The sequence below is a fragment of the Sphingomonas sp. Leaf339 genome, assembly GCF_001426195.1.
Taxonomy (GTDB): Bacteria; Pseudomonadota; Alphaproteobacteria; order Sphingomonadales; family Sphingomonadaceae; genus Sphingomonas.
The window spans coordinates 88,576-100,684 of record NZ_LMRS01000045.1 but is presented as its reverse complement, the minus strand read 5'-3'; the positions used below and the strand labels follow the sequence as shown (position 1 = coordinate 100,684).

The 12,109-nt window shown below is 65.9% G+C and carries 11 protein-coding genes; 5 read left to right on the top strand and 6 right to left on the bottom strand.

The features are described from left to right. Window positions 1-25: 25 nt before the first annotated feature. From queF to ASG67_RS14615, 3 genes are all read left to right on the top strand, one after another. Window positions 26-472 (top strand): preQ(1) synthase, encoded by a 447-nt coding sequence (queF, locus tag ASG67_RS14625; RefSeq protein WP_056531651.1) that lies wholly within the window; start codon window positions 26-28, stop codon window positions 470-472. Between the two features lie 130 nt (window positions 473-602). Then, window positions 603-2,873 carry a glycosyltransferase family 4 protein gene (locus ASG67_RS14620; RefSeq protein ID WP_056531649.1) on the top strand — a complete coding sequence of 757 codons (2,271 nt, stop codon included), beginning with the start codon at window positions 603-605 and terminating at the stop codon, window positions 2,871-2,873. A gap of 51 nt (window positions 2,874-2,924) precedes the next feature. Then, window positions 2,925-4,205, top strand: coding sequence for a glycoside hydrolase family 130 protein (locus ASG67_RS14615; RefSeq protein ID WP_056531646.1), 1,281 nt, complete (start codon window positions 2,925-2,927; stop codon window positions 4,203-4,205). 22 nt (window positions 4,206-4,227) lie between these two features. Here the strand turns inward: ASG67_RS14615 and ASG67_RS14610 are convergent, their stop codons facing one another. Beyond that, window positions 4,228-4,761 (bottom strand): GAF domain-containing protein, encoded by a 534-nt coding sequence (locus ASG67_RS14610; RefSeq protein ID WP_082543558.1) that lies wholly within the window; start codon window positions 4,759-4,761, stop codon window positions 4,228-4,230. A gap of 160 nt (window positions 4,762-4,921) precedes the next feature. Next, window positions 4,922-6,880, bottom strand: a complete 1,959-nt coding sequence (locus tag ASG67_RS14605; RefSeq protein ID WP_056531642.1) for an OPT family oligopeptide transporter — start codon at window positions 6,878-6,880, stop codon at window positions 4,922-4,924. A gap of 86 nt (window positions 6,881-6,966) precedes the next feature. Between ASG67_RS14605 and ASG67_RS14600 the strand changes: the two genes are divergently transcribed. Further along, the gene (locus tag ASG67_RS14600) at window positions 6,967-8,256 is read left to right on the top strand and encodes a homoserine dehydrogenase (RefSeq protein WP_056531933.1); all 1,290 of its coding nucleotides are present in this window, start codon (window positions 6,967-6,969) and stop codon (window positions 8,254-8,256) included. A gap of 299 nt (window positions 8,257-8,555) precedes the next feature. Here the strand turns inward: ASG67_RS14600 and ASG67_RS14595 are convergent, their stop codons facing one another. The 4 genes from ASG67_RS14595 to ASG67_RS14580 all read right to left on the bottom strand — a co-directional run bounded on the left by ASG67_RS14595 (window position 8,556) and on the right by ASG67_RS14580 (window position 10,904). Beyond that, the gene (locus ASG67_RS14595) at window positions 8,556-9,062 is read right to left on the bottom strand and encodes a hypothetical protein (protein ID WP_056531641.1); all 507 of its coding nucleotides are present in this window, start codon (window positions 9,060-9,062) and stop codon (window positions 8,556-8,558) included. After that, a complete protein-coding gene (locus tag ASG67_RS14590) occupies window positions 9,059-9,403 on the bottom strand; it encodes a hypothetical protein (protein ID WP_056531639.1) in 345 nt (114 codons plus the stop codon). The genes ASG67_RS14595 and ASG67_RS14590 overlap by 4 nt, the downstream gene beginning before the upstream one ends. Before the next feature lie 73 nt (window positions 9,404-9,476). Beyond that, a complete protein-coding gene (locus ASG67_RS14585; protein WP_056531637.1) occupies window positions 9,477-9,914 on the bottom strand; it encodes a CoA-binding protein in 438 nt (145 codons plus the stop codon). A 54-nt stretch (window positions 9,915-9,968) separates the two neighbouring features. Beyond that, window positions 9,969-10,904 (bottom strand): Mrp/NBP35 family ATP-binding protein, encoded by a 936-nt coding sequence (locus ASG67_RS14580; protein WP_056531635.1) that lies wholly within the window; start codon window positions 10,902-10,904, stop codon window positions 9,969-9,971. 71 nt (window positions 10,905-10,975) lie between these two features. On the opposite strand from ASG67_RS14580, the gene hflK reads away from it, so the two are divergent. Further along, window positions 10,976-12,106 carry a protease modulator HflK gene (hflK, locus tag ASG67_RS14575; RefSeq protein WP_056531633.1) on the top strand — a complete coding sequence of 377 codons (1,131 nt, stop codon included), beginning with the start codon at window positions 10,976-10,978 and terminating at the stop codon, window positions 12,104-12,106. The last annotated feature ends 3 nt before the right edge of the window (window positions 12,107-12,109 follow it).

The window sequence follows — 12,109 nt, the reverse complement described above, 5'->3', positions numbered from 1 at the left end:
CCGTCGATCTCCTACATGGTCGCGCATGACACCCATGCATCTTGGCCAGACCAGCGCGCTTCCCGCTACACCGGAAGAGGCGGTGCTCGATTATGTTCCCAATCCCCGGCCCGGCAGCACCTATCTGGTGCGCTTCGCCGCCCCCGAATTCACGTCGCTGTGTCCGGTGACGGGGCAGCCGGATTTCGCGCACCTCGTAATTGATTATGCGCCGGGCAAGACGATCGTCGAATCCAAGTCGCTGAAGCTGTTTCTCGGCAGTTTCCGCAATCACGCCGGCTTCCACGAGGATTGCACCGTGGGCATCGGCGAGCGGCTGTTCGAGGAGATGCAGCCGCGCTGGCTGCGGATCGGCGGGTATTGGTATCCACGCGGCGGCATCCCGATCGATGTCTTCTGGCAGTCGGGAATTGCGCCGGCCAACCTGTGGCTGCCCGATCAGGGCGTCGCACCGTATCGCGGGCGTGGCTAACCTCCACAATCGCAACGGTAATTCTTATTGCGACGCACCATGTCCATGCAACTTTCCGCCAGATGAACGGTTTACGCTTATGGTGCAGTTTCCGGGAGTGCTGTGACCACGCTCATTTAGAGGACTAAAGATGGCGGAAGCGACGAACGCGACGGCAATCAATCATCTGGCGCTGATCGGTAATTTTCTGCCGCGCCAGTGTGGCCTCGCGACGTTCACCACCGACGTCTACACGGCGGTCCGCCACCGTTTTCCCGATACTCGCGTCGATGTGTACGCGATGGACGATCATCCGGGTAAGTACGACTATCCCGAAGCGGTCGTCGGCACGATCCCGCAGAATGACCTGTCGGCCTATTTCGATACCGCTCGCAAGATCGAGGCTAGCGGGGCGAAGGCCATCTGGCTGCAGCACGAATATGGCATCTATGGCGGCCCTGCGGGGGAGCACATTCTCGCGCTGCTCGACCGGACGACGTTACCGGTGATCGTGACACTGCACACCGTGCTGGAAAAGCCGAGCGCAGATGAGCGTCGCGTGTTGGAAGGACTATTGCGCCGCGCGGCGAAAATCATCGTGATGGCTGAGCGGGGGCGCGACATCCTGCAACGCGTCTATGGCGCCAATCTGCGTCAGGTGGTGATGATCCCGCACGGTGTGCCTGATCGTGCGCTGGTCGATCCCGCCGATGTTAAGGCAAACTTCGGCTGGGCCGGGCGGCCGGTGGTGCTGACGTTCGGGCTGCTCGCGCCGAACAAGGGTATCGAGACGATCATCGCGGCCCTACCCAAGGCGGTGGAGCATCATCCCAACCTGCTCTACGTCGTGCTGGGCGCCACGCACCCGAACCTGGTGGCGCACGAGGGCGAGAAATATCGTGACCGGCTGAAGGCGCTGGCCGAGGAAAAGGGCGTCGCCGCCAACGTCGAATTCGTCGATGCTTTTCTGGAGCATGACGAGTTGATCGATTATCTGCAGGCCGCGGACATCTACGTCACGCCTTACACCAACCCCGCCCAGATCACGAGCGGCACGCTGTCCTATGCCATCGGCGTCGGCAAGCCGGTGGTGTCGACACCTTATGTCCATGCGACCGAAATTTTGGCCGACCGTCACGGCGTATTGGTTGATTTCGGCGATGTGGCTGCCTTTGCGCATGAGATCGATGCGCTGTTGTCCAACGATGGCGACCGCCGGCGCTTGTCGGAGCGCGCCTATGCACGTGGCCGTACCATGATCTGGCCGCGACTGGCCGAAGCGACCATGGAAGAGACCGAGGCGGCGGTGGCCGCTCGCCCGCGACGGATCGCCAAGCCAGCCCCCAACGTGAAGCCGCTGACCCCTGATTTTTCGGCGGTCGAGCGGATGAGCGATTCGACGGGCATGTTGCAGCATTCGATCTATTCGATCCCGGATCGCCGTCACGGCTATTGCATCGATGACAATGCTCGCGCGCTGATGCTCGTCAGTGCGATGGCCGATTTGGATGCCGAACGGCGCGACAAATGGATGACGATCTACGGATCGTTTCTTCAATATGCCTGGAATCCCGATAAGCGCCGCTTCCGTAACTTCATGAATTTCGACCGGACATGGTGCGAGGATGAAGGATCGGAGGATTCCAACGGCCGGACGCTGTGGGCGCTTGGCGTGACTGCCCGCGATGCATTGGAACAGAAGCATCGCGACTGGGCCGGGGCGATGTTCGACATCACTGCCAGTATCGCCTTCGACCTGGGGTCATTGCGCGCTCAGGCGTTTGCGATGCTCGGCGCTGCAGCGATGCTGGAAGCGCGGCCGGGACATGAATTGTCGCGGTCGATCCTACAACGCTTTCCCGACATGCATCTCGAAATGCTCGCCGGCACGCGTCGGCCGGAATGGCAGTGGTTCGAGATTGTACTGGCCTATGACAACGCGCGTTTGCCTGAGGCGTTGATCCGGGCGGGACGGGCATTGGGGCGCGACGATCTGGTGCAGTGCGGTCTGTCGACACTGGAATGGATCTGTACGACGCAGACGTCGCCAGAGGGCCGTTTCCGTGCGGTGGGGACGGAAAGTTTCCATCGGCCATACGGCGAACCGCTTCAGTTCGACCAGCAACCCCTTGAGGCGCAGGCGACGGTCGATGCCTGTCTGGCGGCGTTCGAGGCAACGGGCGACGAGCGCTGGATGAAGGAAGCCAAGCGGGCCTATGGCTGGTTCCTGGGAATGAACGACCTTGACCTGCCATTGGCCAGCCCGAACGACGGGGGTTGTTTCGATGGCTTGATGCCGACCGGCCTCAATCGAAATCAGGGTGCGGAATCGATCCTTGCGCTGCAATTGGCGAATTGTGCCATTTCTAGGCTTTCGCAAGAGGCCGTCCCCGTGGCAGGAGAAACCCGCGCCGTCGCGTAGCCCCGCTCGCATCGGCGTGCCGAAGATCACGAGCGAGGCCGTCTTTTTGCGATGAATCTGTTCACTCACGAGCTTCGGTTGCACGCCGATCCATCGCGCGTCGTGGTGCGCCCCTTTCACATCGCCTGGGGCGGGAAGGGCGCAACCCCGAACCGGACCGAGCGACTGGTGGCGGAAGTGCTGGGCATGACGCCCGCTCAGGCGCGCGAGCAGCTCGAAGTGGTGCTGAAGGATTTCGAGGCGCGTCACTGGCAGACGCGCCGCGTGTTCATGACCCGGTACGACGAGATCGAGGATCTGCTGGAGCTGGACGGCGCGCATATCGGCGATGAGAAGCGCCAGCTGATCGGCGCGTATTTCTGTCACGAGTATAGTTACGCTGCGGCCGCGCTGATGAACCCTAGCGCAGTGCCGCATTTCGACCAGTCGGGCATGCCGCCGGGATCGCTGCGCATTCTGATGTCGATGCGGGCGGTGGGTGAGGGGCACATTTCGTCAGTGGCCTTCCGTGAGGGGATCATCACCGATCACCAGGAAATGAAGCTGGCGCCCGAGCCACCCTTCGCCACCGCCACCGATGCCGTTGGCAGCGATCTGGAATCGATGCCCGAAGGGCCGATCACCGTCCATCGCCACCGCGATTCGACGCTGTCGGGTACAGTGATCTTCCCGATGACCGCCGCCCAATCCAAGGGGCTGGAGGATTTGCGTATCGTCCATTTCCAACACGACGACGGTTCGTGGGAATGGATCGGCACCTACACTGCCTATAACGGTTCGCAGATTCAGTCGGAGTTGATGCGAACCCGCGACTTCCGTGCATTCGATCTGGTGCCGATGACGGGCGCTGCCAGCCGTAACAAGGGCATGGCGCTGTTTCCGCGCAAGATCGACGGCCAGTATATGATGATCGGCCGGTCGGATGGCGAGAATCTGTTTCTGCTAAAATCGGCCGACCTGACCCACTGGGATGACGGCGCCAAGATACTGACGCCGGAATATCCGTGGGAGCTGGTCCAGATCGGTAATTGCGGGCCACCGATCGAACTGGACGAAGGCTGGCTGCTACTCACGCACGGTGTGGGGGCGATGCGTAAATATTCCATCGGGGCCGCGCTGCTCGACAAGCGCGATCCGTCGAAGGTCATTGGCCGCACAAAGGAACCCTTGCTGGCCGCGAAGGATCAAGATCGCGAGGGATATGTCCCCAATGTGGTCTATTCATGCGGCGCGATCCGGCACGGCAATTCGCTGTTTCTGCCTTACGGCATCGCCGACAGTTCGATCGGGTTTGCGTTCGTGCCAATCAGCGAGCTACTCGCCGAGATGTGAAGCCGCCCCGCCGGCGGCCGACTCAGACCGGTTCGCCGGTCGGGACAAGCGCATGGCGATGGAAGATCGCCATGATGTCCGCCGCCAGCGTTTCCAGGCATTGCGCCTCGGACGGCGAGATAGGTTCGCGAGGTTCCACATCGATGACGCAGATCGTGCCGAGCGGCAGGCCATGGTCGTCGATGATCGGCGCGCCCGCATAGAAGCGCAGCTCCATCCCGTCGGTCACGACGGGATTGCCTGCGAACCGTGGATCGCGCGTCGCATCCGGCACGCAGAATGTCGTGTCGGGTGCCATGATGGCGTGGCCGCAGAACGATGTGGAGCGGCGATAGACACCCGCCTTCATACCCTTGGTTGCGATCAGATATTGCCAGTCGCGAAAGACGATCGACACCGACGACATCGGCGCCACAAAGGTCTCGCACGCCAGATCGACGACGCGCTGCAATTCGGCGCGGCCGGTGGCGTGCAGCGCGCCGGATCGGATCACCGCCTGCTCGCGCTGGGCCTCGTTGGCCGGATGCGGTGACATTTCGTAACTGGTAATGCCCATCGCCGCGCCGGACCCCGTCTCTCAACCCCGTCTGTTGTGACCCGTAAGCAGTGAAGTAGATATTAATCCACCATTTTTAAAACCAAAAGGACAGTGATCGTCCCAGATTTTATAACTGTATTATCCTACACAGAATTCTATTCGAAAATCGGCTGAACAATCAGGCGGGGCGCACCATCCGCTGGGCATAGCGATAAAGCAGGACGACGAGAATCAGGAACAGGGCGGTTCCGCCAATCGCGGCCGGCACTGCCCACGAATCGCCGACCAAGGCCAAGGGCGCGTCGCTTCCGGTTGCATAAACGATGCCGGCAAAGGCGACCCCCCACAGGCTTTCGCCGACGATCATGCCGGTCGCGGCCAACACGCCCATCCGCTCCGCCGCTTCCGGATCGGCCTGTCGCTTCGCCCAGCGGTCATAGACGGAGCCGATGACCGCGCCGATCACGACGGGCAACGTCACCGTCATCGGCAGATAGACACCCAGGCCGACACCGAGCGGCGGCAGGCGCATCCGCCCCGCCCGGCCCAGTGCCTCGTCGACGACGATCACGATTGCGCCGGCCAGCGCGCCCCAGCCGATCATCGCCCAGTTCAGGTCGCCACCCAGCACGCCCTTCGCCAGTGCGGAGATCAACGCCGCCTGCGGGGCGGCCAGCGCATTGGGACCAGCGCCGGGCGCCCCCACGAAGCCCAGCGTGCTGCCGAGCAGGTTCAGGACCGGTGGCACGACCAGCGATCCGAAGATTACGCCGAAGATAAGCGCGACCTGTTGCTTCCACGGCGTCGCGCCGACGAGTTGGCCGGTCTTCAGGTCCTGAAGATTGTCGTTGGAGATGGTGGCGACACCGAACACGATGCCGGTGACGACCAGGGCATAGGCGACCAGCGCCTGCGTCGTTTCCGGCGGAGTGCCGCGACCGAACAGGCCGACGAGCATCAGGCTGGCGGCAAGGACGGAGAGGATACCGATGCCCGACACCGGGCTGTTCGACGCGCCGATCAGCCCCGCCATGTATCCGCATACCGCCGCGATGACGAGGCCGATGACCAGGATGAACAACAGCGCACCGCCGATCAGCGCGGCCTCCGACCCCGCCAGCGGCCCGCCGGCGATGACCGACCAGAGGAGCAGGCCGATCGGGATCATCATCAGGATCGAGACGAGGCCGACCAAACCGATCGGCAGGTCGCGCTCGGTATCGGCGATGATCGCCCCACCGCGCCGCGCGCGCGACGCCGCGAGTGCCGACCGGATGCCGTTGATCACGGGGCCGATGATGCGCAGCAGCGTCCAAATCGCTGCGATGCCGATCACGCCGGCGCCGAAGAAACGCACGTCGCTGCGAAAAACGGTGCCCGCCCATTCGGCGATGCCGGCGGCGGGCATCGGGCTGGCGGCGGTCAGGATCGGCAGGACGATCCACCAGCCGATGACGATACCGGCGAACATCGCGAGACCGACCGACAGGCCGACCAGATGCCCGGCGCCGATCAGGGCGAACGACAAGCCGCCGGCGATGCCGGTCGCGCCACCGCCGGCGCGGAACCACAGCGCCGCCTCCGCCACCGCCAGCTTGGTCTGGGTCAGGATGGCGAAACCGCCCGATACCAGCGCGCTCCAGACGATAACCCACAGTCCGCGCGCGCTTTCCGCCGCGCCTTCGCGACTGCCCGCACCGACCTTCAGCACCTCGGCGGCGGCGCGGCCTTCGGGATAGGGCAGGGGCGTGTCGATCACGAGGGCACGGCGCAGGGGGACGGAGAACATCACGCCCAAGATGCCGCCGAAACCGGTGATCGCCGCCGTCGTCAGATACGGGAAACCCTGCCACCAGCCGATCATGACCAGGCCGGGCAGCACGAAGATGATCGCCGCCAGCGTGCCGGCCGCCGAGGCGACGGTCTGGACGATGTTGTTTTCCAGGATGGTCGCGCCGGGCAAATAGCGCAGGATCGCCATCGAGATCACCGCCGCGGGGATCGAGGTGGCGAAGGTCAACCCGACCTTCAGCCCAAGATAGACGTTGGCGGCGGTGAACAGCAGGGTAATCAACCCGCCGAGCAGGATGCTGCGGACGGTGAGTTCGGCGATCGGCCGGGTAGCGGTCGTGGTCATGCGCCGACCATGGCGCGAACGCCGGTGCTTTGCAAAGCCGGCCGGCTCGCCTAGTCGCTGGCCATCAAGATCAGGAATTCATGACGATGGCAAAAGCGTTGCGGGTGGCGTTGGCGGGACTGGGCACGGTGGGCGGCGGGGTGATCCGCGTGCTGGACGCCAATCGCGACCTGATCGCGCGGCGGGCCGGCCGGCCGATCGATGTCGTTGCGATATCCGCGCGCGACCGGACGCGCGATCGCGGGATCGACCTGTCGCGCTTCGAATGGGTGGACGACACCTCCGCACTGGCGGCGCATCCGGACGTCGATGTCGTGGCGGAACTGATCGGTGGATCGGATGGTCCTGCGCTGACGCTGGCGCGGGCGACGCTGGCGGCGGGGCGTGGCTTCGTCACCGCGAACAAGGCGATGCTGGCGCATCACGGGCTGGAGCTGGCCGAGGCGGCGGAGAAGGCCGGCTGTCCACTGAAGTTCGAGGCGGCGGTGGCGGGCGGCATTCCGGTCATCAAGGGGCTGCGCGAGGGCGCGGCGGCCAACGAGATCGGCCGCGTCTATGGCATCCTGAACGGCACCTGCAATTTCATCCTGTCCAAGATGGAGGCCGAAGGCCGCGACTTCGCCGAGGTGCTGGCGGAGGCGCAGGCGCTGGGCTTTGCCGAATCCGATCCGACGTTCGACATCGACGGCATCGATGCCGCGCACAAGCTGTCGATCCTGGCGAGCATCGCTTTCGGCACCCGGCCGGCGTTCGGCGGTGTCCTGACGCAGGGCATCCGCCATGTGCTGGGCGCCGACATCGCCGAGGCGGCGGCGCTGGGCCACCGGGTGCGGCTAGTCGGGCTGGCGGAGTCTGGTCCGAACGGGCTGTTCCAGCGGGTGCACCCGCATCTGGTGCCGTTCGACCATCCGCTGGCGCATGTTACCGGATCGACCAATGCGGTCGTGGCGGAGGGCAATTTCGTCGGCCGGCTGTTGTTCCAGGGGCCGGGAGCGGGCGAGGGGCCGACCGCGAGCGCGGTGGTGGCGGACCTGATCGATATCGCGCGCGGCGAGTTCGGGCCGCCGTTCGCGATGCCGGCGGCGGTGCTGACCGACGCGAAGCCGGCGGACAGCGGCGAGCGGCGCGGACGGGCCTATCTGCGCTTCACGGTCGAGGACCGGGTCGGCGTACTGGCCGAGATCGCCGCGGCGATGCGTGATGCGGGCGTGTCGATCGAAAGCCTGATCCAGCGTGGGGCGACGGTGGATGACCGCGTGTTGGTCGCGATCGTGACGCATGAGGGGCCGGAGCGCTGTGTCGCACAGGCGCTGGAGCGGCTGCGCGGGTCGCAGAGCGTGGCGGGGCAGCCGCTGTGGATGCCGATCCTGGGGTAAGGAGCGGGCGGCGGAAAGTCCCGAAAGTCACACCCACGTACGCGTGCGCCACGCACGCGTACGTGCGCGGGGCGGTGCTGATCCGTGGGGCTGAACGGTGTGAAAGAGCGGTCGCCGGTCGGGTATAGTCCGATGGCTCGCTGTAGGACATCCGGCATGTCGATTGCCGTCATCCCTGCGGAGGCGGGGATCCAGAACCTTTGAAGCCGGTGGATCCTGCCGCAGCGTTCGCCCGTATGGATTCCCGCCTTCGCGGGAATAACGGGATTGTTGGAGTCGCGTTCTCGGCTTCTGCTAGATTACGGCGACAACCTGCCCGCCGTAGAGGGCGGCGGCGCATCCAGCGCGATCGACACGCGGTTCGACTTGTCAGGTTTCTTCCCGAAAGCCCGTTTGATGCCGCCGACCATGTCGCCGATCAGCATGCCGGTGCTGGTCGACTCGCCGGGGCGTTCGCAGCAACTGTTGGGGTCGATCAGCTTGCCGATCAATCGGATCGCGGCGGTGCCGCCGCCGAGTACATCCATCCCGACCTGACAGCCGCCCTGAAGGGTAGCGCAGGGCGGGGCGGCTTCGGCCAGGGCGGTCGCGGGGGTTAGATCGGGGTTGGACGGCACGGGATGATCGGGCGGGCCGCGTTCGGCCGGCAGCGGCAGGCGCGGTTGAGCGATGGGGGCGCAGACGGTGATTTCCTCGCCGGTCGGTTTGGGACAATTGGACGCGAGGATCGATATGCGCTGCGGCGGCGATGCCGGTTGCAGAGGAATGGCGGCGGTCTGTGCGGCCAGAAACAGCGTAAGGATCACGGTGCCAGTTTCCGCATGCCGCCGACACTGGTGCTGCCGCCGCCAGTGGTCATGGTGACGCCGGCAAAGCCGCAGCCCACTTGCATCGCGCGCTTCTCCTGACAATTGTCGGTGCGGGCGAGCAGGCGGTTACGCTCCGCCGACACGCCCTCATGGCGCGGGTCGCCGGGATCGTGGACGACGAGGGGGACGCGGTAACGATCGGCGTGGCGTAAGCCGCAGACGGTGATGTCGGTCGTGTCGGCGGTGGCGACGCAGCGATGCTCGGCGGCGGTGCGATCACGTGCGGACTGGATCAACGCGCCCATGTCGTCGGCCAACATCAACATCAGCAACAGCATCGGCACCTCCCGCTACGGCGGCGATCATGCCGGGCCTGGCTCCCTCGGTAAAGCGATGTTGCGCGCGAGCAAGTCAGGCGGCCGGGGCGATACGGGCCAAGCCCAGCCGGGGAATGTCGATCGCGGGGCAGCGGTCCATCACGACCTTCAGGCCGGCGGCCTCGGCCCGTTCGGCGGCGTCGTGGTCGATCACGCCGAGTTGCATCCAGACGGCCTTCGCGCCGATCGCGATCGCCTGATCCACCACCTCGCCCGCCGCGGCGGATTTGCGGAAGATGTCGACGATGTCGATCGGGTCGCCGAGTTGCGACAATTCGCGGAAGACGAATTCGCCATGGACATGTTCGCCGGTGATCTGCGGGTTCACCGGGATGACGCGATAGCCGTGGCGCTGGAGCATCGCCATCACCCCGTAGGACGGTCGGTTCGGGCGATCCGACGCACCCACCAGCGCGATGGTGCGCGCGGATTCAAGCAGGTCGCGGATCTGGGCGTCGGTCGTCAGCGGCATGGCGGGAACTCCTGATCTGTCGCCCGCCTCAACGTCCGCCCGCCGTTCCGGGTTTCACCGCGCGGCGAGCCATGCCGCGACCTGTGCGGCGAGCGGCGCGAAGACGGTATCGTTCGGCTCGGCGGCGGGTGGCCTCCCTGCGTCGGAGGCGGTGCGGATGGCGATCTCCAGCGGCACGCGGCCCAGAAAGGGGATGCCGAGATCGCGGGCGGCGGCTTCTGCGCCGCCACGGCCGAAGGGATCGGACACTTCGCCGCAATGCGGGCACTGGTATCCGGCCATGTTCTCGACCAGCCCGATGATCGGCACGCCCGCCTTCACGAAGAAATCGATCGCGCGGGTGGCGTCGATCAGCGCCAGATCCTGCGGCGTCGATACGATCACCGCGCCGGCCGGGCGATGCTTCTGCACCATCGTCAGCTGCACGTCGCCGGTGCCGGGGGGCAGATCGACCACCAGCGTGTCGGCCGCGCCCCATGCCCCGTCCACCAGCTGGCTGAGGGCGCCGGCGATCATCGGCCCGCGCCATGCGATGGCGCGGCCGGGTTCGACCAGCTGGCCCATCGACAACAGGGGGACGCCGAAGGGGGTGGCGACGGGGATCAGCTGCTTCTCCAGCGCCTCCGGCCGGGTGCCCTCCGCGCCCAGCAGCCGGGGCTGCGACGGGCCATAGATATCCGCATCGACCACGCCGACCCGCCGGCCGCCGCGCGACAGGGCGATGGCGAGATTGGCGGCGAGCGTCGATTTGCCGACCCCGCCCTTGCCGCTGGCCACCGCGATCAGGGCGCGCGCCACACGTTCCGCGGTGACGATGACGCGGGCGGCGGGGGCGGCGGCGCGGACGGCGGCTTCCATCGCCTCGCGCGCAGGCTGCGACAGGCCGGTGGCGTCGATCACCACGCCCATCCGCTCGCCATCCATCCGCACCGTCGCCCGCGCGCCCGCCACCGCGACGATCGCCGCTTCCATCGTTCTCATATCCGCCATGGCGCACCAGATAGGCCGGCAATGGTTCCTTGCCACTGTTTTTCGCGCGACGGCCTTCCTATAGAGGAAGGATGACGATCCTGCCGCGCTGGTTCAAGCGCCCGATTATCCTCGCCGCCGACAATCCGAAGGGCCCCTGGGGCGGCTCGGACGAAGGCAATGACGGCGGTCCCCGCAACCCCTGGGCGTTGCCGCCGGGGGGGCGCAAGGGCGCGTCCCGGCCCAGCGCGCTGGACGAGTTCCTGAAAAAGGCGCGCGGTCCGGGTGGCGGCGGTGGTTCGGGCGGCGGCTTTCCGGGCCTGCCCGCCGGGGCCAATCCGCGCATGTTGTGGGCGATCGGCACCGCGATCATCGTCGCGGTATGGGTGCTGTTCACCTCGATCCACCAGATCGGGCCGCAGCAGCGCGGGATCGTGACCTATTTCGGTCGCTATGCCGGGGTGCTGCAGCCGGGCGTGCAGCTGACTCCGCCGGCGCCGATCGCGCGGGTGCAGACGGTGGACGTGCAGCGGTTCCGCACCGAGAATTTCCCGCGTGGCGACGGCGTCAATCTGGCGCTGACGGCGGACCAGAACATCGTCGACCTGACCTATTCGGTGCGGTGGAACATCGGCGATCCGCGCGATTACGTGTTCCAGCTGGCCCAGCCCGAGGAAACCGTGCGCGCGGCGGCCGAAAGCGCGATGCGCGCGGTGATCGCCACGACGACGCTCGACCAGGCGCTGGGCGCGGGGCGGACGACGATCGAGCAGCGGGTGGCGGAATCGATGCAGTCGATCCTCAACAGCTATAAATCGGGCGTCCGCATCCAGGGCGTGTCGATCAACCGGGCGGCGGCGCCGCAGCAGATCGTCGACGATTTCAACAAGGTGACGGCGGCGCAGCAGGAAGCGGTCGGCGCGGTCAACAAGGCGCGGTCCTATGCTCAGCAGGTGATCGCCAGCGCGCAGGGCGAGGCCGCGGCGTTCGACCGGGTGTACGAGCAATATCGCCTCGCCCCCGAGGTAACGCGTCGCCGCATGTATTACGAGACCATGGAGGCCGTGCTGGCGAAGTCCGACAAGACCATCGTCGAACCATCGGGTGTCGTATCCTACCTGCCGTTGCCCAGCGCGAAGCAAGCAGGTGAGCCGCAGGCCGCCCAGCCGGCGGCGCAGGCGCAGCCACAGGCGTCCGAACCGACGGCGGGAGCGGGACAGTGAACG

What these genes read in the sequence shown, in the direction of transcription:
- ASG67_RS14610 (WP_082543558.1), bottom strand. Translation starts at nt 4,761, where the DNA reads ATGGGCATTACCAGTTACGAAATGTCACCGCATCCGGCCAACGAGGCC.
- ASG67_RS14580 (WP_056531635.1), bottom strand. Translation starts at nt 10,904, where the DNA reads ATGGCGGATATGAGAACGATGGAAGCGGCGATCGTCGCGGTGGCGGGC.
- queF (WP_056531651.1), top strand. Translation starts at nt 26, where the DNA reads ATGACACCCATGCATCTTGGCCAGACCAGCGCGCTTCCCGCTACACCG.
- ASG67_RS14585 (WP_056531637.1), bottom strand. Translation starts at nt 9,914, where the DNA reads ATGCCGCTGACGACCGACGCCCAGATCCGCGACCTGCTTGAATCCGCG.
- ASG67_RS14600 (WP_056531933.1), top strand. Translation starts at nt 6,967, where the DNA reads ATGGCAAAAGCGTTGCGGGTGGCGTTGGCGGGACTGGGCACGGTGGGC.
- ASG67_RS14615 (WP_056531646.1), top strand. Translation starts at nt 2,925, where the DNA reads ATGAATCTGTTCACTCACGAGCTTCGGTTGCACGCCGATCCATCGCGC.
- ASG67_RS14605 (WP_056531642.1), bottom strand. Translation starts at nt 6,880, where the DNA reads ATGACCACGACCGCTACCCGGCCGATCGCCGAACTCACCGTCCGCAGC.
- ASG67_RS14620 (WP_056531649.1), top strand. Translation starts at nt 603, where the DNA reads ATGGCGGAAGCGACGAACGCGACGGCAATCAATCATCTGGCGCTGATC.
- ASG67_RS14590 (WP_056531639.1), bottom strand. Translation starts at nt 9,403, where the DNA reads ATGCTGTTGCTGATGTTGATGTTGGCCGACGACATGGGCGCGTTGATC.
- hflK (WP_056531633.1), top strand. Translation starts at nt 10,976, where the DNA reads ATGACGATCCTGCCGCGCTGGTTCAAGCGCCCGATTATCCTCGCCGCC.